The organism is Gaoshiqia sp. US2 (genome assembly GCF_059705485.1).
On sequence record NZ_AP048550.1, the window covers coordinates 582,007 to 604,111 of the forward strand.

Here is a 22,105-nt window from a genome sequence, read left to right on the forward strand (position 1 = left end):
AATTAATAATTATGGCATGAGGTATTTGAGTTGTTTGTTCAGGTTTATATCATCTTGGATTTTCTTTTGTTTAGTTCCTCTGACTACCTTTTCGCAGGTAGCTATAACTGATAATCCGGGTTTAAAAATCGACGAGTCTGTTTTTATTGCCGATGGGGCAGAAGTTTGTATCGAAAAAGATACTTACATTTCAAGCGCGTCTTTTCTTGATAACGAAGGAGCGATATACTTCCACAGTGTTGACGGAATGGAGCTTAGATGGCCCGATGGCGACCTTGGCGATGGTTTTTTTTGGTTTGAAGGAGGGGGTCATTCCATTTTTGTCGGAAATGGGAAAGTTGGCAAGCTGGTGACAAACACGCCTGCCCGTGTCGATTTATTGGGGGATTTGGTTGTCGGGAATTCGTTGCAGTTGATGTCGGGAATTGTTAATGTCGCCGACGGGAAAGCACTGTTTGTTGAAAATCCTGAAGAGGGATCTGTCTTGTTCGGGAATTCCCCTTCCAATACCAGTTATGTTATGGGTACACTTGGGCGAAATTGTAATCCGGAAGGAACTTATTTCTTCCCGGTTGGGAGCGACAGAGGGTTTCATCCACTATATGTCACAGATGCATCGGCAACTGCCGGTATAAGTGTTTTGTTTGATGAAACTATACCTGTAACGGTGGGGAATAGGTGGCCCTCAACGACGAAAGATCTTGTCCCGGAAATTGGCTGGAGTATTAGCACTCCCTTCGACTACATTGATTTTAATGTAGCCCCGTCGACCTTAGGGGATAATAATGAAATACTGCAAGCCGATGTTAACCTCCTTTTTTCCCGGGGATCTTTTTATTCAAATTACACGATGATTGGTTTGAGCAACGAAACTAACGGGTTTTATCGTTTGGCGACAGCTAAAACCGGGAATGGGAATTATGTGTTAAGCAACATAGAGGAACTGGTTTTACCAAACTTTTTTCTTATAAGTGCTACGCGTTCAACAGGTTCTTCGCAATTTGTAATACCCGGGTCAGATAAATTTGATTTGGTACGGCTTACCGTTTATAACCGGCTTGGAGTGCGAATATTCTTTAACGATCACTACTCAGGCGAATTTGATGCCAGGAATTACCCCTCGGGTACCTATTTCTACGAACTTGTTTTAGAACAAAATACTGGCAGGCGTTTGATTAGAAATTTCATTGAAATAAAGCATGAATAATAATTTTACATATATAAGAAATTTCTGGCATTTACTACTCCTGATCCATCTGCTCGGGATTAGTCTTGTTGCTCATTCCCAGGATGTAATTATGCATACTCAGGGAGTGACCAAACAAGAGTTTTTAAATCCCGCCTACAATTCGTTTAAAGACTATGTTTCGGTCACCGTGGCAGCAAGGCATCAATGGCAGGCGAAAGTTGCGGGTCGTCCCGAAACCTATGCGGCAGACGTCTATGTGCCCCTTCATCTTTCCAGATTAGGATTGGGATTGGTCGTGTTGAATGAGAAAATAGGATTACGCGATAAAACATCGGTTCAAGGCACTCTGGCACACAATGTTAGACTAGGGGGGACGAGTTTTTTAGCTTTCGGTTATGGATTGGGAGTTGAAAGCACAGCTTACGATCAGGACCGGATTGTGACGGATGATCCTAATTTTGTACCTGGGCTATATGATTTGAATTCCATGTTAATGAATGTTTCCCTGGGCTTGTTTTACTACTCCCCTCATTTCTTTGCCGGTGCCAGTTCTTATGGATTAGTTGATAAAAAGAGAATTACCGACGAATGGTATCTTCCCGGATTTGACTTCAATGTTGGTACAATCCATCAACTAAACCGGAATGTCGTGTTTCGTCCTGACTTAGTGATAAAACATTATCCGGTATCAGACATGGAATATCGCGGGCAAAGCCAGACACAAGACAAATTTACGGAACCCGTTTTTGACCTTTCCGTTAATTTTCTGTTTATGAATAAAATATGGTTGGGAACAAGCCGGAGATTTAAGCAAGCGCAGATTTTTTCATTTGATATTATTCTTGCGGACCGATTAAAATTGGGCTATACCTATGAATTAGGGATTGGTAAAGGCATGAATCAGTTTGATTCACAAGGTGTGCGTCTTGCATGGAACCTATTGTTTGAGAATGCAAGAAGTGAATTTACTGCCGAATCAAGACATAATAAGCCTTTTAATACGAATTATTTATATAAATAAGATGATATGGGATACAAGAACTTTACTTTATTGTCTGTTTTATTCTTTTGTTCCTTTTTCTCCTTCTCGCAGAAACTACATCATGCATTTGAGCGGCAGGATTATGCGATGATCCTTAGTTTTTTGGATAAAAAAGGGGTAGACGGGGTCAATAATGTTGTTGAATGTAAAGACGTTGCTGTAGTTGCTTTGTGGGCAGGCCGGTATGGCGAGGCTGTCAAACTTTACAGGAAGGCTCTTTCTTTGAACGAGAAATCTCTAACGCGGGAAGATTCCAGAAATTATGCATTTGCCCTGATTCAGGAAGGGAGATTTAAAGAGTTCGTCAACGATCCTTTTTTTGCAGACAATAAGGATTTTTGGATTACTCTTCTGGTTGATGCAACGATCCGCGCGATTAATGATAATGACACCGTTTATTCTGCTGAAAAATGGTCCCTGTTGAACCTGCCGGGACTAATACCGCAATACGGTTTCACCACGCAGGGCAATAAAGTAATATATTCCAGACCTAAATATGCAGCAACAGACAGCCTTAAGTCCGTTCTTGAGCACTTTGTCATTAATTCCCGCTATGGCGAGTTGACCGATATCGTTGCCGTATCGCTGGATAAGACTGCCTCCGGCGAAATCGAAACAAAAAAGGCTCGGGTAGATATTCCCCTGAAAACGTATTCCCGTATCGCTACAGCCAATTATGTCGGGCCCGATACACTTTTCTATACAGAAGTACCTTTAAACGGGAAGCCGGAGAAAATAAAATCAATAGACGGTTTTAAAAAGTTTCCTTTCAATTCAAGCAAATATCCTTGTGCAATGCCTTTTTACGATCAACGCGCTGACCGGCTGTATTTTTGTTCGCAAATGCCCGGTGGCTACGGGGGATGGGATGTTTATTACTCTGATTGGAGAAATGGCGAGTGGAGTAAGCCTGTAAATTTGGGAGATAAAGTGAATACTCCTTCCAACGAAATTTTCCCCTCGATCACTAACAACGGCGACCTGGTGTTTGCATCCGACGGAAGGGGAGGTGCCGGTGGTTTTGATAATTACATATTTCATTTTGAGGACAGTACCACGGTAAACCTTGCCTTGTACAATTCCGAACTGGATGATTATTGTTTCAGAAGTATGGAAACCGATACCGAAGAATATGTCCTGACAATGAGGGGAAATGATGCAGTCGGTTTTTATACCAGAAAGGGAGCTGTTGTCCCCGAAAAGTATGATATTCCTGAAAACGCCGCTAAACTTCCTGTAGTCGCGGAAGGCTTGACAAAGGATACCCTAAAACTGATTAACAGGTTTGACGCTGAACAGTATCTTGTTATATATTATGATGTGGATTCGTTCAGGATTAAAGAAAAATACGATGGACTGCTGGATAAATTTGTTGATCTGCTTTCCAGTATCGATGTGGGAACTGTTTTTATCCGGAGCTATACCGATCCGGATGGGAATACGCGGTATAATGACTACCTGTCATACCTGAGGGCAGAAGGCGTAAATAAATATCTGGTCGACCGCCTGGGAAAAAGCTTCGGCGAAAAGGTGACCATGCTTGTTGCCGGAGAAAAATATGCTTCGGGTAGAAATAAAAAGGAAGAGCGAAAAACGGAGATGATGATTTCGGATGACAAACCTCAATACAACCTGCTGTATGCCTATAAAATCGGACAGGGGCACGATCTGGTTGAGGTAGCCAATCTTTTCCATAATAACCTCGCCTATTTACGCGAAATAAATAAAACGGAAGATGACAAATTACCTGCCGACGGCGTTGTATTGGTTGGCATCCGGGCCTTACATAAGGTGAAGGAATTCGATACGATGTACAACATTGCGAAAAGATACGGATGCTCTGTCGAGGATATTAAAAATGTCAACAGGCGGTCAGATCATACCGTCGTGTTAGGCGAAAAATTGATTATCCCCTTGGGTAAAAACAATCGTGAAGGAGTAAAAACGGGCGAACTGGTTTCTGAAAACAGAACTCAAAAGGATCAGTTGTATTCCTACAAAATTGCACAAGGGCAAGACCTGGCCGAAGTAGCTAATCTTTTCCATAACAGCCTCTCTTATTTGCGCGAAATTAATAAGACAGAAGGCGACAAATTACCTGCCAACGGCGTTGTATTGGTTCGCATCCGGGCCTTACATAAGGTCAAGGATTTCGATACGCTGTACAACATTGCGAAAAGATACGGATGCACTGTCGAGGATATTAAAAATGTCAACAGGAGATCAGATGATACCATCGTGTTAGGCGAAAAATTGATTATCCCTTTGGGGCAAAACAATCGTGAAGGAGTAAAAATGGGCGAACTGGTTTCTGAAAGCAGAGATCAAAAGAATCTGTTGTATTCCTACAAAATGAAACAAGGGCAAGACCTGGCCGAAGTAGCCAATCTTTTCCATAACAGCCTCTCCTATTTACGCGAAATAAATCAGACAGAAGGCGACAAGTTACCTGCCGACGGCGTTGTATTGGTTCGCATCCGGGCCTTACATACGGTCAAGGAATTCGATACCTTGTACAACATTGCGAAAAGATACGAAAGCTCTGTCGAGGATATTAAAAATGTCAACAGGAAAGCTGATAATACCATATTGCTGGGTGAACAATTGATTATCCCATTATTGAATTAATTTAAAATCTATATAAAATGAGAAAGAGTTACGTCATTTTTGTTGGTATTCTTTTGCTACTATCGTTTACTGGCTCCGGACAAAGTGGGGGGGTAAGTATTGGCAAAGGAAATTTACCTGCTTATGAAAAGGCAATCTTAGAGATAGTGTCAGAATCTAAAGGTATTCTGATCCCAAGAATGACAACAACACAACGCCTGGCAATTTTCAATGGTAATGACATGGAGGCAAAAGGATTGCTGGTGTACGACACAACGGCGGATTGCCTGTATGCATGGGATGGACAGATATGGAATTCGTTTTGTAATTCCGGTTCGGTTACTGTTGGCTCAGGAAATACCTTTCCGGGTGAACCGGCTTTAGGTGAAATTTTTTTCAATACAACAACCGGACAACTCTATTATTATAACGGGACAACTTGGGTTACAACAGGTAATGCTACTGTTCCAGCCGAAACACTGACCACGCTCACCGACAATGGTGACGGCACAATGACCTACGTTGACGAGAACGGGGCAGGCACGGTGATCAACCTTGCCGCGATCATCTCCGGTAACGAAACGCTAACCAGCCTGGTCGACAACGGCAACGGTACGATGACCTATACCGATGAGGACGGCGCCGTCATGGTAATCCATACCACGGTGCTTGGCGGTAAGGTGCAGATCGCCGATGGCACGGTCGACATTGATGGCGACGGCACACCCGACAACAACGTAAGCCTGCAGGATATTATCAACAACATCGGTAATATCGTGTCTGCGCAGGAAACGCGGACCACGCTCACCGACAACGGCAACGGTACACTGACCTATGTTGACGAGAACGGGGCCGGCACGGTGATCGACCTTGCCGCGATCATCTCCGGTAACAAAACGCCAACCAGCCTGGTCGACAACGGCGACGGCACGATGACCTACACCGATGCGGACGGCGCCGTCACGGTAATCCATACCACGGTGCTTGGCGGTAAGGTGCAGATCGCCGATGGCACGGTCGACATTGACGGCGACGGTACACCCGACAACAACGTAAGCCTGCAGGATATTATCAACAACATCGGTAATATCGTGTCTGCGCAGGAAACACTGACCAGCCTCACCGACAACGGCAACGGTACACTGACCTATGTTGACGAGAACGGGGCCGGCACGGTAATCGACCTTGTCGCGATCATCTCCGGTAACGAAACGCTAACCAGCCTGGTCGACAACGGCAACGGTACACTGACCTATGTTGACGAGAACGGGGCCGGCACGGTGATCGACCTTGCCGCGATCATCTCCGGTAACAAAACACCAACCAGCCTGGTCGACAACGGCGACGGCACGATGACCTACACCGATGCGGAAGGCGCCGTCACGGTAATCCATACCACGGTGCTTGGCGGTAAGGTGCAGATCGCCGATGGCACGGTCGACATTGACGGCGACGGCACACCCGACAACAACGTAAGCCTGCAGGATATTATCAACAACATCGGTAATATCGTGTCTGCGCAGGAAACACTGACCACGCTCACCGACAATGGCGACGGCACACTGATCTATGTTGACGAGAACGGGGGCGGCACGGTGATCGATCTTGTCGCGATCATTTCCGGTAACGTAACGCCAACCAGCCTGGTCGACAACGGCGACGGTACCTACACCTTTACCGATGCGGTGGGAGCGGTGACCACGATCAGTACGAATGGAACTGCAATTTCGAACACGGTAGCAGGTCACCGTATTGCCACTGTAACCGAGGCCGACGGTACCGTAGCACACATCAACGAAACGGTAACCACAATGGCTGACCATGGCGACGGGACTTACACGTTTACCAGTGAGGATGCGACAACAACTACAATCAATACGATTGCCAATGAGCCTTGGTTTGGTACCGACAATAAGGCGGCAGCTACCCTGAATACAGAAGACATCTACACGATGGGACATGTTGCAATAGGGGCCGTAGCAGTTAATGCGAATGCAGACCTGGAGCTTGCATCGCCAACCAAAGGTTTACTGACAAACCGTGTTGCCTTAACAGCTACTACCAACCCTGCCCCGCTAAGCGCACACGTAGCCGGCATGGTTGTATATAATACGGCAACCTCCGGCGATGTAAGCCCCGGCATTTATTACAATGACGGGACAAAGTGGCTGGCAGTGGCCGGAGGCGGTATTAGAAAAGATGTTTACAGCGCTGAATATGCCGGGGCTACCCTGGTAGGCACTGGTCTTGGCAAGATGACCTCTGATAATACTGGTGCGCCAACCTACATGAATTATTATGAGTGGACCACAACTCAAAGTTTGCAGCAGGAGTACCAGGTTGTGTTCAGGTTTACACTGCCGCTCAATTTTGTGGCCTGGACAGCTACCCCGATTACCGTCGACTATGTTGTGTCAGGAGTGGCGTCAATAGCAGTAGATGCGATTCCAATAGGTGGGTCAACTGTGTCAGTCAACGGATCATCCACTACCTGGGCGCAGGTTTCATTGAGCCCCGTTATGGTTGCGGGACAAACCGCGGTAATTGTTCTTAAACTTAGAAGCACCAATGGAGGTATTGCCCGGGTTGGCGATATCACCTTGAATTACAGGGCTAAATAACAAGGGAGGTCAGCGGACAAGCTGTGAAAACAAGCTGCCTGAAAAATATGGTGCAATGGCCGAAATCCTTCAAAAGACAAATCAAATACGAAGGAACCAGGGCAGAGGTTGAGGTCTGTCTACTTTTGTAAAAAGAGATACTTGATTTACAAACAGGAATTTATGGTATGAAAAAAAAATACATGAAGGTTATTGGATTTACGATATTTTGTGTTTTCGTTTCGATAACAGCACATGCCCAAAACGAGTTTATTACGACCTGGAAAACTGATAACCCGGGCACATCGGGCAGTACCTCCATAACGATTCCCACCGATGGAAATGGATACAATTATGATGTGGATTGGGACAACAATGGCATTTTCGACGAGTTTGGCCTCACGGAAAGCGTAACCCACGATTTTGGCGTGGCAGCGACGTACACCATTCGCATACAGGGAACCTTCCCACGGATTTATTTTTCCAATACGGGCGATAAAAACAAAATTCTTTCTGTTGACCAGTGGGGTACAATCGCGTGGGCTGAAATGGCTGACGCCTTTTCGGGTTGTACCAACCTGGTAATCAAAGCTAATGATACGCCCAATCTTGCGAATGTAACAAGTATGGCTCAGATGTTCCGCGGTGCAAGCAATCTTGGCAGCAGCGGCAACTGGGCGTGGGACACGGGTAACGTGACGGATATGTCTAATATGTTTTTTGGAGCCAATACTTTCAACGGGGACATCAGCGCGTGGGACACGGGTAACGTGACGGATATGTCTAATATGTTCTTTGGAGCCACTGCTTTTAACCAAAACATCGGTGCGTGGAATACAGGCAATGTGACTGATATGTCACTTATGTTTGGCGAGGCCAGTTCCTTCAACCAGAACATCTCCGCGTGGAATACGGGTAATGTGACTGATATGTCATATATGTTCGGCGTGGCCGGTTCCTTCAACCAGGATATCAGCGCGTGGGACACGGGCAAGGTGACGGACATGTCCTTTATGTTTAGTGAAGCCACTGCTTTCAACCAGAACATCGGCTCGTGGGACACAGGCAGTGTAACGACGATGTCTAATATGTTTAGTGAAGCCACTGCTTTCAACAAAGACATCGGCTCGTGGGACACGGGTAGTGTGATGAATATGTCCAGTATGTTTTACGGAGCCAAAGCTTTCAACCAGAACATCGGTTCGTGGAACACAGGCAAGGTGACGACGATGTCGAATATGTTCTACGGAGCCACTGCCTTCAACCAAAACATCGGCGCGTGGAACACGGGCAGTGTGACGACGATGGCGAATATGTTTCAGGTAGCCACAGCTTTCAACCAAAACATTGGTTCGTGGAACACGGGCAGTGTGACGACGATGGCGAATATGTTCCAGGGAGCCAGAGCTTTCAACCAAAACATCGGCTTGTGGGACACGGGGAGTGTAACAACTATGGCAAATATGTTCAATGGAGCCACGGCTTTCAACCAAAACATCGGTCCGTGGAACACGGGCAGTGTAACGACTATGGCCAGTATGTTCCAGGGAGCCACAGTTTTCAACCAAAACATCGGTTCGTGGAACACGGGCAATGTGACGACTATGACGAATATGTTCCAGGGAGCTACAGTTTTCAACCAAAACATCGGCCTGTGGGACACGGGCAAAGTGACGGCTATGAATGGTTTGTTCAATGGAGCCAGAGCTTTCAACCAGAACATTGGCGCGTGGAACACGGGCAAGGTGACGACGATGGATGGTTTGTTCTTTAACGCTACTTCCTTCAACCAGAATTTGGGAGGCTGGGATGTAACCGCCCTTACCACCGCGATAGGCATGTTTACCGGCGTTGCCCTCTCACTTGCCAATTACGATGCTTTACTTAACGGGTGGAGCGTGCAGCCCTTGTGGTCGGGTGTGATTTTTACAGGGGGCGAAAGCTATTATTGCGATGGTGAAGCGGCCCGTGCCAGCATGATCAGTTCCAACGGCTGGGCGATTACCGATAAAGGGCTGGATTGTATGGGGTTAGGACTTATGCGGCATGGTAAATATTTTCAGGATTCGGACGAGAAACCAATGAAGTTTTAATTGTTGAGCTGATTTAAGCCGGAAACCTGGAAGTTTTGATCAAAAATAACGATTGTCTCCATCGGGTTCTGCATCAAATATCAACTCGGGGATACCGGGATGTTGTACAGTAAAAAATGAGATAACTTAGTTTGTATCATTTTTTATTACCTCGCCGGTAAGTTTGATTTCAACCGGTGCTTTTTTGAAGTTAAAAAAGATTTTCACCGACTTGCTAAATGGCCCTGTTTGTTCGGCAACAAAGGTGATCTTCATGATCGAAGATTTACCGGGAAGGATCGGATCCGGATCATATTCAGGGAAAGTACAATTGCAGAAAACCCGGGCTTCGTTGATCACGACCGGAAAAGACAGATTGTTGTGCAGGTCTAAAATCAGCTCTGTCCTGGTACCCAGGTTAATGGCCCCGAGGTCGTATATAAAAAGCTCTTTCATATCCGGGATCAAATTCAGGCTGTGTTTTTGTGACGCCGGTCCGGCATGTTTGTCGCAGCCCGTTTTTGAAAGCAGAAAGAGCGGTAGCAAAGCAAAAAATACGATTCTCCTCATATCCAATGATGAGAAGAAGAATTGCCTCCGGCAATTCTTCTTCTCAGGTTTAGCTGGTTAATATCCGGTTGTTTGGGTGAGCGCGCTTTTCCCGCTCTCATCCACCGAAAGGTCAATCTGTGTTTGGGGGACAGGCCAGAGTTCGTGTTTCCCGGTAACAAAAGTTTTACCCGAGAGATGCACCATGCGTGTTCCTTCCACTTCCATGTATTTGTTCATTACCGAAGCGGCAATTCCCCATCGGACCAGGTCGAAAAAACGAAGTCCTTCCATGGCAAATTCGAGGCGGATTTCATGCCTGATGGCTTTCAGTGCATCTTCTTTGTTGGTGAAGTTTGTCGGGTAAGGTTCAACATCATAATTGGCGGCAGGTGTGCCGTCGTCGAATGCAACCACATTGGAGTTTTTTGCACGGTTCCTGATTTCGTTAACCAGTTCGGTGGCCCGCTCAAGACTACCCACCTCGGCTTCACACTCGGCCAGCCAAAGAATGACGTGCCCCAGACGGAACTTACGAAAATTGTTTGGGTTGACCCCGGTAGCCCAACCGGTGGTTGTTGCCAGCGATTTCTCAGCTTTTTTAAACATATTCTTTTTGTACAGATAAGGTCCGCCGTTACTGGGGTCACGAATCCAGCCTTCGCCTACCTGGATACCCCAATCGAGGAACGGGATTCCCGGCCGCCCAACCGTATGATCCAGACGGGGATCTACCGGCCCGGTGTACATGATCGCCTCACCCTGGGTGATATCCGGATCATAAGGCAGGATATCATCAGCGGAGTAAATATCATTCAGCAGGGGAAGGCCGTCATTTCCAACCCGGTATGCACTAACCAGGCTGTGTGTAGGCTGGAAAAATCCGCAACAGGTTCCCATTCCGGCTACGCCATGCGGAAAATTCAACGCATCGCCCCATCCTCCGTTTGGAGAACCTCCAGTCCCGTCATTCGTCGCATACTGGATTTCAAAGATGGACTCTTTGTTGTTATTGAATCCGATCAGGTAGTTTTGTTCGTAACTTTCCATCAATTCAAATGGCCCGTTGGTATAAACATCGTTCAATACAGGTTTGGCTTCGTCGTGTTTTCCCTGAAGCAGATAGATACGGCCCAGATACGTTTTAGCTGCCCAGCGGGTAGCCCGTCCGGGATCACTCCATGATTCGGGTAGCTTTTGTGCGGCAAATTTCATATCAGCTTCAATTTCCGGCCAAACAAGGTGGTCATTGGGGACTACTTTGGGGGTTTCGGTATTTTCATCGATGTATGGAACTTTTCCATGAACCTGGGTCAACTCTGTATAAAAATGTGCCCGAAGAAATTTAGCCTGCGCTTCCACCTCCTCTTTTTCGGTGTCAGTCATATCGTTGGCCATCGCCAGGGCTTTAAGCACATCGTTGGTACGAACAATACCATCATACAATGGTTCCCAGTGGTTGTCCACGTACCCGTTATCGGCATCGGCAAAGAAACCTTCTACCGGATTAATCGTTGCCTGGTCGCCATAGTCAGATCCTTTATAGGCATCATCAGAAGCCACGCTGCCCCACACCCAGTTGGAAACTGCGCTGGCCCAGACTATTCCACTGGTTCCGAGATGTGTTCCGTCAACCACGGCATAAGCGCCTGTCAAAAGAGCATCAACCCCCTTTTCGCTGTGAAAATTTTCCTCAGAAGCCTGTCCTTTGGGTTTGGATTCAAACCAATCGTTGGAACAGGAACTAAAAAGCAGAATAACAAAAACGACTGCAGAAAATATGATTGTTTTCATCATGATTTAAAGTTTTTAGGTTACAAATTCAGGTTGATACCGAACATGAAAATTTGTGAAGTCGGGTAAACTCCTTCATCCACACCAATCAAACGATCCGGGTTGGAATCGGGGTTTGAAAGTTCAGGATCGAGGCCACGGTAATTCGTGACGGTAAAAAGATTTGTTGCCTGAACATACAGGCGCAAACGACTGATGCCGCTTTTTGACAGCCATGATTGAGGTAATGTGTATCCGATTTGCAAATCTTTCATCCTGAAGTAGGAGCCATCCTCAATAAAGAAAGTCGAATTTTTCTGCATGTTCGAGTCATCACGAACGGCAATAGGTTGCGTAATTTTGGCTCCTGAAGCATAACGTTCTTCTGTCCAGGATTCATATAAACGGGCTTTCCCGCGATTACCGGAGAAATTGTTGAACATGATCCAACGATTGACGTAATTGATCAGGTCGTTACCCTGCGATCCCTGGAAAAACATCGTCATATCCCAGTTTTTATATTTCAGGTCGATGTTCAGCCCGTAAGTAAAATCGGGATGCGGATTACCGATTACCGTGCGATCATCGGCAGTAATCTGACCGTCTTTGGTAATATCCTTAAACATCATTACACCCGGCTGACTGTATGTATCTTCGGTTACAACTTTGGTCCCGTATGGCGCATGGACTCCTTCTTTTAACTGGTACTTACCGTTAACCACGTTAAACATATCCGGTGTGAAAAAGCCTTCCACTTCATAACCGTAAAATGAAGAGATCGGGTAGCCGGTCATACTGGCCGTATAAACGTTTTGCCTTAAGGAAGGACCATACAGTACCTCATTGGGGTTATCATTCAGTTTGACGATTTCATTTTTATAATGGGAAACATTGGCCCGGATATTCAGGTCGAAATTTTTTCCGATCTTTTCATGATAAGCAATCATCAAATCGAAGCCGGTATTTTTCATCTCACCGATATTGACCGCAGGCAATACCAGTCTTCCATAGGTGTCCGGGAGATTCTGATTATAAAGCATGTCGGTTGTTTTCCGTTTATAAACATCCAGGTTCACCTCAAGACGGTTATTCAGGATGGTCAGATCGACTCCCAGGTTGGTCGTTACACTGGCCTCCCATTTCCCGTCTGGATTTCCGAGCTTATATTTATGAAAACCGGCCGATGTTGATGAATTGGAACCACTCAGGCTATAATACGATTCACCGTTATAGGCCCTGTAAGTGCTATAGGCATTGTAATAACCTCCTACATTATCATTCCCGTTTTTTCCCCATCCAAAACGGAATTTAAGATTATCCAGCCAGTTGATCCCGCTCATGAAGTCTTCTTCTGAGATTCTCCATCCCACTGAAAATGCGGGGAAGTTTCCCCAACGGTTATTGGAGGAAAAACGCGATGAGCCATCCCTTCTGATTACAGCTTCCAATAAATATTTCCCCATGTAGTCGTAATTGATACGGCCAAAATAAGAAAAGGTAGACCATTCATCGAAAGAACCATTGGCTGTCTGGTCTTTTTCACCGGCATCGAGTACCATATAGTCCGGATCCGTAAAGGCATAGGTTGAACGGCCCGCTCTAAACCAGTCATAGTCCCACTTCACGGCTTCGCTTCCGATCAGGAAAGTGAGATTATTCCCGTTAATTTTTTTATTATAGTTTAGCGTGTTAATCCAGTTGTACTGAAATATTCCGTAATAACCCTGGGTGAGAATATCTGCAGGCTTGGCTTCCGAAAACTCGGGATTTTTCAGAAAGCGGTCCAGGGTCCGGGTAGAAGTGTAATCTGCTCCGACCAAGGTCTTCAAATTCAGGTCAGGCATAATATTAATTTGCATATACGCGTTTCCCAGTACACGCAAATCACGGGTGTAATCGTCTTTATCGCGCGTAAGGGTGGCAACAGGGTTAGCGCCATTACCCGTCGTTTTTACCTGAGTACCGGCAAAATTCCCCCTGATATCATAAACAGGAATAATAGGCTGCATACGATAAGCCTGCGAAATAGAGTTTCCCTCGTCGTTATTTGTTCCCTGTCCCGTTCGGTCGGTATACGAGACACCAAGACTTTCACCGATTTCAAGCCAGTTGCCAATTTTTACATCGGCATTTGAACGTAGTGAGAAACGTTCAAAACCGGTATGAATGACAACACCCTCCTGGTTCATGTAACCACCCGAAAAAGCATAGGTGCCTTTCCCTCCTCCCCCCGTCACGGTGAGATTATATTCCTGGATTGGGGCCGGATCGAAAATCTCATTATACCAGTTGGTGCCTTCTTTGTTGGCCCGGGTGATGCCGTAATACGGATCGGGATAACTGTATGTGCTTTCATCCACTTCCCCTGCCATTTTTCCTTCAGGAATAATATAGTCGGGAATGACAGGTTCGGCTCCGTGGCCGTATAGTGAATTTCCCCATCCGTTATCCCCCTGTTTCAGTCCAATGTTTTTGCTTTCAAGCCAAAGCAGTTCCCCGTACTCCCGTGTATTCAGCAAGTCCAGGCTGTTGGTTGTCCGTTGTATCCCGTAACGGGCATCGAAGCTGACAGCGGGTTTACCGGCCTTCCCGCGTTTAGTGGTAACAATGATCACACCGTTTGCTGCACGTACGCCGTAAATTGCCGACGAAGAAGCATCTTTCAGAACCGACATGGACTCGATGTCATTCGGATTAATCTTACTTAATCCGCCGGTGGTTGGCACTCCATCAATGATGTACAAGGGGTCGTTGTTGTTTACCGAGCCAATACCGCGTATCCGGACCATGGCTTCTCCCCCTGGCGTGTTGTCGTTCGTGATGGTGACGCCGGCAACACGCCCTTGCAGTTTCGCAGCCGCGCTGGCGGCAGGAACCGAACGCAACTGGGTTTCATCAACCGTTGAAACTGCTCCGGTCAGTGTCTTTTTCTGCTGTATACCATATCCAACGACCACCACTTCATCTACTCCGATAATATCTTCATCCATCGTGATCCGGAATGTTGCCTGGTTGCCAATATCGATTTGTTGTGTTCTCATTCCGATATAAGAAACAATAATGGTTGATGCTCCGGGAGGAACAGCGATTCTAAAGCCTCCGTCCGGATCGGTAATTGTTCCGACAGTTGTCCCTTCAAAAATAACCGATACACCGGGAACAGGAGTTCCCGCTTTGTCAGTGACTATGCCGGAAATTTCACGTTCTCCCTGATCCGTTTTCAATGGTTTCAAAACGATCAGGTTATTGGTTTTTAAGCTGTAAGTCAGCTCCTTTCCCATAAAGAGTTCGTTGAGGATATCGCTGATGTCTTTATCTTGCACATCAATGCTGACAAGATCGTCCAACGAAAAGACATCTTCAGAATAAAAAAACCGGTAGTTGCTGTTTTGCTCAATTGTACTGAGAGCTGTTCGCAAGGTTTGGTTTTTGATTTCGAGGTTAAGCCTGGTATTTTGCGACAGTACCCCTGCACTAAGCTGAAGCAGTCCCATCAATAACAGAAAAGTTGTTAGTTTCATAAGTAGGAAAAGTTTTTTCAAATGATTCCGGAGGAATTCAAAGAACAATTTTTTTTTCATAGTTTTACAAATAATTAGTTTGACAATACATATTGATGTGTTGTTGAGAATCCGGTAACAGGATGGTTCCAGCATCCTGTTACTATTTTAGAAGAGCCGGTTATTTTTCGTGAAAATGATGATTATACCATACGTACACATTTTTATTATCAAGTTTATATTCAATGGGTGAGGTAAAGCTCAAGACCTCAAACACTTCTTTCAGATTTTCATCTTTTAAAGTACCGCTGTAAGCAAAGTCATAGAGCGCCAGGTCGTCGATGTGAATCCTGACATCGTAACGTCGTTCCAGTTTTTTCGCCAGTACGGAGAATTTTTCCTTGTAAATGATCCATTCTTTATCTTTCCAGGAGGTGTAGATATCCGTTTTTATATCGGAACTCAGTTCCACACTTTTAATTTTCAGAGGCATTGACGAAAAAGCAGGTTCCCGTGATTTTTCTTCGTGTTTGTCCGGTTTTATCGGATCTTTATAAACCGTCAGCTTTTGATTGGGTTGCAGAACAAGGTCTTTTTTATGGGTCTTTTCGGCATGATTAACTGATATAATGCCCTCGATCAAAGTTGTTTCGATGAATTCCTCGTCTTTATATGCACGTACATTAAATTGGGTGCCTGTAGCTTTTACTTTCAGCCCGAAAGCTTCGACATAGAAAGGTTTTTTTTCATCGGTTACCACATCGAAAAATGCTTCGCCTTCGAGTGCGACCATGCGTGTTTTTTCATTAAAGTCGATCGGGTACCGGATTTTACTGCCTGCATTGATCCAAACCCGCGAACCATCGGGGAGAGTTACCACCGATTTATTGCCGTAGGGCACTTCAGTGACAATATAACCTGCAGTTAAGTTTTGTTTTTCTTTTGACTTAAGTTGAACAGTCAGGTATCCCAGCAGAAAAGCAAAAATAAACAGGGCGGCAATTCTCGCGGATTTGTGTAAAAGAAGCCTTATTCTCCTGCGTGGATCAATTTTTCGCATCAGCTTGTTCCAGTCTTTCTCCGTGTTGAATTTCTTATGGTGAATCAGAGAACCGGATAGTTCAAGAAGTGCGATGGTTTTTGCAAAATACGCTTCATTTTCTGCCGAGGATTCCACCCAGGATTTTAATTCATCTTCCTGATCTTTTGGTAGGTCTCCATGCACATAATCGATAATCAGCAAGTCGATGTCAGCATTTATTGTCATTCAACAACAGGTTATTTCCGTTTATACCTGTAAGACAATAAAACTTAAAAATGGCGTACAAGAATCAGGAACAAAATTTGATCAATAGCCTTAATGTCTTCAAAGTCAGCACGAATTCTTTTTAGTGCACGCGCAATCTGGGTCTTTACAGTTCCCGCCGAGAGGTTCATCTTTTTGGCGATCTCCTTGTAGCTCATTTGTTCGTACCGGTTCAGGTAAAAAATGTACCGGCATTGCCGGGGTAAAGATTCCATTACGTTTTTTAATTTCTCTTCCAACGCTTCAATTTGCTGGAGTTTTTCAATTTGTGCCGAAACTTCTTCCTGTAAATAGAAAGGATAGGATTGACCGGACAGGTATTTCTGCTTCAATTTATTCCTGCTTAAAAAATTGATGGCAATATTTCTGACTGAAATATAGAGATAAGATTTCAACGAAGATCTAATTTCAATATCACCACGTTTATTCCAGCATTCCAAAAAACAATCATTCACAATGTCTCTGGCGTCTTCCTGATTTTTTACAATTCCGTAGGCATAAGAACAAAGTGCTGAATAATAGGCGTGATAAATATATTCAAAGGATTTTTGATCGCTATGATTTTTAACCTGCGTAAAAAGTACATGATCCAGTTTGGGCATACTTGAATCGTTTTGTTGATTTAGGCGCCTTAAGATAATTCGTTTGAATCATAAAAATGGTTAAATATATCAGGTTTTTAATTAATTGAAAGATTTATTAAGCCAAAAAACAAAAAGTCACCGGTTGAAATCCGGCTAACTGGTAATAAAAGAGTGACTTACCGCTTCCGGTATTGTTCTTCGTAATACTTTTGGTAGTCGCCGCTGGTTACTTGTTGCAGCCAGGCTTCGTTTTCGAGGTACCAGTCGATGGTTTTTTCCAGGCCTTCTTCAAATTGCAGGCTGGGCGTCCAGCCCAGTTCGCGTTGCAACTTGGTAGAGTCAATCGCGTAGCGAAGATCGTGTCCGGCTCGGTCTTTCACGTAGGTGATCAGCTTTTCCGAAGCGCCGGTTTCGCGGCCCAGCTTACGATCCATGATGCGGCACATCAGCCGGATCAGGTCGATGTTGGTCCACTCGTTGTGGCCGCCAATGTTATAGGTTTCGCCTGCTTTCCCCTGGTGAAAAATCACATCGATGGCCCGGGCATGGTCTTCCACCCACAGCCAGTCGCGGATGTTTTCGCCTTTCCCGTACACCGGCAGCGGCTTGTTGTGGCAGATATTGTTGATGAACAGCGGGATCAGTTTTTCGGGAAACTGGAACGATCCGTAATTATTCGAGCAATTCGATACCAGTGTTGGCAAGCCAAAGGTGTCGAAATAAGCCCGCACAAAATGATCGGAACTGGCTTTCGAAGCCGAATACGGACTATGCGGATCGTACTTCGTGTCTTCGGTAAACAAACCTTCTTTGCCCAGCGAACCGTACACCTCATCGGTTGAAATATGGTAAAAAAGTTTTCCTTGATGTTGATCTTTCCAGATTGTCCGCGCGGCATTCAACAAGTTGACCGTTCCAATCACATTGGTAAAAACAAATTCGGTCGGGTTCGAAATCGACCGGTCGACGTGCGACTCGGCTGCCAGATGGATCACCCCGTCGAACTGCCGTTCCCTGAACAGGTTTAACATCGCTTCTGCGTCAACGATATCGGCTTTCACAAACTCGTAGTTAGGCTTGTTCTCCAGGTCTTTCAGGTTAGCCAGGTTGCCGGCATAGGTAAGCTTATCGAGATTGACAAGGTGATATTCAGGATATTTGTTGACAAACAGCCGGACCACATGCGATCCGATAAACCCGGCGCCACCGGTAATGAGGATTGTTTTCATTGATTATGTTTTAAGCGATCAAAAATAGGGCTTTCATCACGATTAATGAAAAAGAAGAATGAAAAATGTTGATCTTATTCGCTGCTGTAATTTTATCATTCAAATTCATAAATATTGATAAATTTGAAAAATGAATTGAATCGTTACTGAAAGCTCACTCATCTAAACTTACTGGATATGGTTAAAAATCGTTTGGTTTGCCTGGTTCTCATCATTCTGATCGGCTCAGGATGCAGTAAATACGGCTATGTAAACCTGAATTACCCCTTAGCCCCCGAAGCTTATTTGCCCGATCAGGTAAATACCCTTGCTCTGGTCAACCGTTCGCTTGTCAAAGAGGAAGATAAGCAGGGGAAAGTGATTGAGTCGGTTTTCACCGGCGAAGTTGCCGGCTCCGACCGCCTGGCCTCGGATGAATGTTTGAACGGGGTGCTTGGCCGCATGAACGGGTATCGGGGTATCAAGCTGGTCATTCCCCAACAATTAAACTTGTATGGAACGGGCACAAACAAAACACCCGATTTGCTCGACTGGCAGTTAGTCAAAACCATCTGCCATTCAACGCAGGCCGATGCCTTGCTGGTTCTTGAAACATTTGATTCGAACTCGGACTTGCTGGTATCAACCCTCACCCGCAATATCAACACGGTTCTTCAGGGCGGAAAGCCGGGAATTGCGCCGCCGAACCAAATCCGCATGAACGTAACGGCTTTCTGGCGGCTGTACGATCCGGCTACGCAGAGCATTATCGATCAATACCAGAGTAAAAGTTTTCTGACTTTCAACGGGACAGGCAGCAATTACATGCTGCTTCCGCCCGATGCGCTGCCCCGCACGGCATACCAGGCAGGCGAAGAATACATTCAGCGTTTTTTGCCCGGATACTATACCGTTAAACGCGATATGTATAAAAAAGGGAAAGGATCGGGCAAACAAGCTTTTGAGGCTGCATTCAGGCGAACCGAAATGGCAAACTGGCAGCAAGCCATTGATGCCTGGACTGAATTGGCCGGATATTCCGACCGGGAAACTGCAGGAAGAGCCTGCCTGAATATCGCCGTCTCTCACGAGGTGTTGGGAAATACGGATTTAGCTTTGCAATGGGTAAAACGCTCGTACGAAGAGTATAATGATAAGCTTGGGCGCGAATACGCGAAAATATTAATGAACAGAAGGCACATCGAATACGGCGATTAACCGTCGCCAATTTAAAATCGGTGGAATATGAATGAAATCAACGCGAATAACCTGGAGCTTTTATGTTTGGTTGCCGGGTGGGAACCAAAACTAACTGCACTTTCTGACGATGTCATCAGTAACAGGCGCAACCGCCAGAACAGGACCATCAAACAAATTGTTGGTCACCTGGTTGATTCGGCTTCGAACAATACCCACCGGGTGATTCATTTGCAATATCAACCAAGCCCGCTGATCTTTCCCGATTATGCCAATTTGGGGAACAACGACCGGTGGATTGCGATTCAAAATTACCAGGGCGAGAACTGGAACCAGCTGGTTCAGTTGTGGAAATATGCAAACATCCACCTGGTTCACGTCATTGAACAGGTGAATCCGGAAAAACTGGATCAGGAGTGGATCACCGCTTTAAATGAGCGCGTGTCGCTAAAAACAATGATTCTCGATTACTTGAGGCATTTCAAATTACACATCAGCGAAATCGAAGAGCTGATCAATTTATCCCGGTGAGACCCTGTGACTGATTTTACCGCAGCGTCTCACCGGATTTTATGTTTTAGAGGATAAGCATGGCATCGCCATAAGTACCGAAACGATAACCCTCTTTGATGGCTTTCTTATAAGCGTCCATCACGAAGTCGTAACCGCCAAACGCAGAAACCATCATCAACAAGGTTGACAGAGGCAGGTGAAAGTTAGTAATCATGCGGTTGGCAACGCTGAATTCGTAAGGAGGAAAGATAAACTTGTTGGTCCATCCCTCGTATGGTTTCAAATGCCCCTGGGTCGATACCGAGCTTTCCAGGGTGCGCATCACCGTTGTTCCCACGGCGCATACATTCTTTTTAAGTATTTTGGCGTTGTTGACAATATCGCAGGCCTCGTCGGTAATCCAGATTTGTTCCGAATCCATTTTGTGCTTGGTCAGGTCCTCCACATCAACGCTGCGGAAGTTTCCAAGGCCAACATGCAAGGTCACATAGCTGAAATTAACGCCAAGTATTTCGAGGCGTTTCATCAACTCGCGGCTGAAATGCAAACCGGCGGTGGGGGCGGCAACAGCGCCTTCGTGCCTGGCAAAAATGGTCTGGTAACGGTCTTTGTCTTCGGGTTGAACCGGGCGTTGAATGAATTTAGGAAGCGGGGTCTCGCCCAAACTGTACAGGGTATTTTTAAATTCATCGTAAGGGCCGTCAAACAAGAAGCGCAAGGTGCGACCGCGTGATGTGGTGTTGTCAATGACTTCAGCGACCAGCAGATCGTCTTCTCCAAAATATAATTTATTTCCAATCCTGATCTTCCGTGCCGGATCGACCAATACATCCCATAAACGTTGTTCGCGGTTCAGTTCGCGGAGCAGGAATACTTCAATTTCGGCCCCCGTTTTCTCTTTGTTTCCATATAGGCGGGCCGGAAAAACTTTGGTATCGTTGAATACCATCACATCCTTGTCTTCAAAGTAGTCTGTGATATCCTTGAATAATTTGTGCTCGATTTCCCGTGTCTGGCGGTTCAGTACCATTAAGCGCGATTCGTCACGGTTTCCTGATGGATGCAGGGCAATCAACTCTTCCGGTAGTTTATACCTAAACTTTGATAACTTCATAGGTAATTGATATCTATTTTTATATAATTGACATAACTAAAGCCATTGAACGTAATATAGACGGAGCTTTGGGCTAAGTGACCTTTTACGGGGCAATTCCTAGTTGGTTACAAAAAGTTGCAAATTTTCTAAAAAATAATTGATGCTCATGGCTTCTTCTACGTTAAACCTTCCTATTTTGGTGCGTCTTAATCCAATCAAATAGGCTCCGCTGTTTAATTCGTTTCCAATATCGCGGGCCAATGCACGGATGTAAGTGCCTTTACTGCAAACAACACGGATAATGGCCTGTTGGTTTGAAAATTCCAGCAATTCAATCTCCCGGATCTCAATTAATTTGGCATTCAGTTTCACTTCCTGCCCTTTACGGGCGTGGGTATATGCCCGTTTACCTTCCACTTTAACGGCGCTAAACAGGGGAGGAACCTGCAACTGTTCACCGGTAAATTTCTGTAAGGTGTTCATAAAGAGTTCGCGGGTGATCTGCTCCGTTTGAAATTGGGCATCTTCTTCCGTTTCCAGGTCGAACGAAGGGGTGGTGGCCCCCAGCTTTAGTGTGGCCATGTATTCTTTAACTTCGGCCTGCAGGCTTTCAATTTGTTTGGTTGCCTTCCCGGTACAAAGAATCATCAGTCCGCTTGCTTTGGGATCCAAGGTGCCGGCATGGCCTACTTTGAGCTTCTTAACGCCCAGCGCCCTGCATAATTTATTACGGACTTTTTGTACCAGGTCAAACGAAGTCCATTCCAATTCCTTATCGAAAAGTAAGATCTCTCCCTGCTGAAAGTCGTAGTTCCCGGGTTTTATCCCCATTCGTAAATGCTTTAATATTATCTGATTGGCAACCTGCC

General features: G+C 45.6%; 15 protein-coding genes. 7 read left to right on the forward strand and 8 right to left on the reverse strand.

Annotation, left to right across the window (positions count from 1 at the left end):
• The first annotated feature begins 16 nt into the window (after window positions 1-16).
• The 5 genes from AC6H3C_RS02335 (at window position 17) to AC6H3C_RS02355 (ending at window position 9,531) form a co-directional block, all read left to right on the forward strand.
• A complete protein-coding gene (locus tag AC6H3C_RS02335) occupies window positions 17-1,207 on the forward strand; it encodes a T9SS type B sorting domain-containing protein (protein WP_497518981.1) in 1,191 nt (396 codons plus the stop codon).
• On the forward strand, window positions 1,200-2,210 hold the full coding sequence (locus AC6H3C_RS02340; protein ID WP_497518982.1) for a PorP/SprF family type IX secretion system membrane protein: 1,011 nt from the start codon (window positions 1,200-1,202) through the stop codon (window positions 2,208-2,210). The genes AC6H3C_RS02335 and AC6H3C_RS02340 overlap by 8 nt, the downstream gene beginning before the upstream one ends.
• 6 nt (window positions 2,211-2,216) lie before the next feature.
• Window positions 2,217-4,859, forward strand: coding sequence for a LysM peptidoglycan-binding domain-containing protein (locus AC6H3C_RS02345; RefSeq protein ID WP_497518984.1), 2,643 nt, complete (start codon window positions 2,217-2,219; stop codon window positions 4,857-4,859).
• A 17-nt stretch (window positions 4,860-4,876) separates the two neighbouring features.
• Window positions 4,877-7,459 (forward strand): beta strand repeat-containing protein, encoded by a 2,583-nt coding sequence (locus tag AC6H3C_RS02350; protein WP_497518985.1) that lies wholly within the window; start codon window positions 4,877-4,879, stop codon window positions 7,457-7,459.
• Between the two features lie 182 nt (window positions 7,460-7,641).
• Window positions 7,642-9,531 carry a BspA family leucine-rich repeat surface protein gene (locus tag AC6H3C_RS02355; protein WP_497518986.1) on the forward strand — a complete coding sequence of 630 codons (1,890 nt, stop codon included), beginning with the start codon at window positions 7,642-7,644 and terminating at the stop codon, window positions 9,529-9,531.
• 126 nt (window positions 9,532-9,657) lie between these two features.
• Here AC6H3C_RS02355 and AC6H3C_RS02360 read toward each other — a convergent pair whose 3' ends face one another.
• The 6 genes from AC6H3C_RS02360 to rfbB form a co-directional block, all read right to left on the reverse strand.
• Window positions 9,658-10,080: a DUF1573 domain-containing protein gene (locus tag AC6H3C_RS02360; RefSeq protein WP_497518987.1), complete on the reverse strand. Its 423-nt coding sequence runs from the start codon at window positions 10,078-10,080 to the stop codon at window positions 9,658-9,660.
• 57 nt (window positions 10,081-10,137) lie between these two features.
• Window positions 10,138-11,856, reverse strand: coding sequence for a RagB/SusD family nutrient uptake outer membrane protein (locus AC6H3C_RS02365; RefSeq protein WP_497518989.1), 1,719 nt, complete (start codon window positions 11,854-11,856; stop codon window positions 10,138-10,140).
• Window positions 11,857-11,873: 17 nt separating this feature from the next.
• On the reverse strand, window positions 11,874-15,353 hold the full coding sequence (locus AC6H3C_RS02370; protein WP_497518991.1) for a TonB-dependent receptor: 3,480 nt from the start codon (window positions 15,351-15,353) through the stop codon (window positions 11,874-11,876).
• Between the two features lie 160 nt (window positions 15,354-15,513).
• Entirely contained in the window at window positions 15,514-16,599 is a 1,086-nt protein-coding gene (locus tag AC6H3C_RS02375; protein WP_497518993.1) for a FecR family protein, read from the reverse strand.
• 44 nt (window positions 16,600-16,643) lie between these two features.
• Window positions 16,644-17,240, reverse strand: a complete 597-nt coding sequence (locus AC6H3C_RS02380) for an RNA polymerase sigma-70 factor (protein WP_497518994.1) — start codon at window positions 17,238-17,240, stop codon at window positions 16,644-16,646.
• Between the two features lie 158 nt (window positions 17,241-17,398).
• Window positions 17,399-18,451, reverse strand: coding sequence for a dTDP-glucose 4,6-dehydratase (gene rfbB, locus AC6H3C_RS02385; RefSeq protein WP_497518995.1), 1,053 nt, complete (start codon window positions 18,449-18,451; stop codon window positions 17,399-17,401).
• 177 nt (window positions 18,452-18,628) lie between these two features.
• Here rfbB and AC6H3C_RS02390 point away from each other — a divergent pair, with 177 nt between their 5' ends.
• Window positions 18,629-19,648, forward strand: coding sequence for a DUF6340 family protein (locus AC6H3C_RS02390; protein WP_497518996.1), 1,020 nt, complete (start codon window positions 18,629-18,631; stop codon window positions 19,646-19,648).
• 27 nt (window positions 19,649-19,675) lie between these two features.
• The gene (locus tag AC6H3C_RS02395; protein WP_497518997.1) at window positions 19,676-20,158 is read left to right on the forward strand and encodes a hypothetical protein; all 483 of its coding nucleotides are present in this window, start codon (window positions 19,676-19,678) and stop codon (window positions 20,156-20,158) included.
• 46 nt (window positions 20,159-20,204) lie between these two features.
• Here the strand turns inward: AC6H3C_RS02395 and queA are convergent, their stop codons facing one another.
• Together queA and truB are read right to left on the reverse strand one after the other, a co-directional pair.
• Complete coding sequence (gene queA, locus AC6H3C_RS02400) at window positions 20,205-21,254, reverse strand: tRNA preQ1(34) S-adenosylmethionine ribosyltransferase-isomerase QueA (protein ID WP_497518998.1); 1,050 nt, start codon at window positions 21,252-21,254, stop codon at window positions 20,205-20,207.
• A 99-nt stretch (window positions 21,255-21,353) separates the two neighbouring features.
• The gene (gene truB, locus AC6H3C_RS02405; RefSeq protein WP_497518999.1) at window positions 21,354-22,067 is read right to left on the reverse strand and encodes a tRNA pseudouridine(55) synthase TruB; all 714 of its coding nucleotides are present in this window, start codon (window positions 22,065-22,067) and stop codon (window positions 21,354-21,356) included.
• Between the last annotated feature and the right edge of the window lie 38 nt (window positions 22,068-22,105).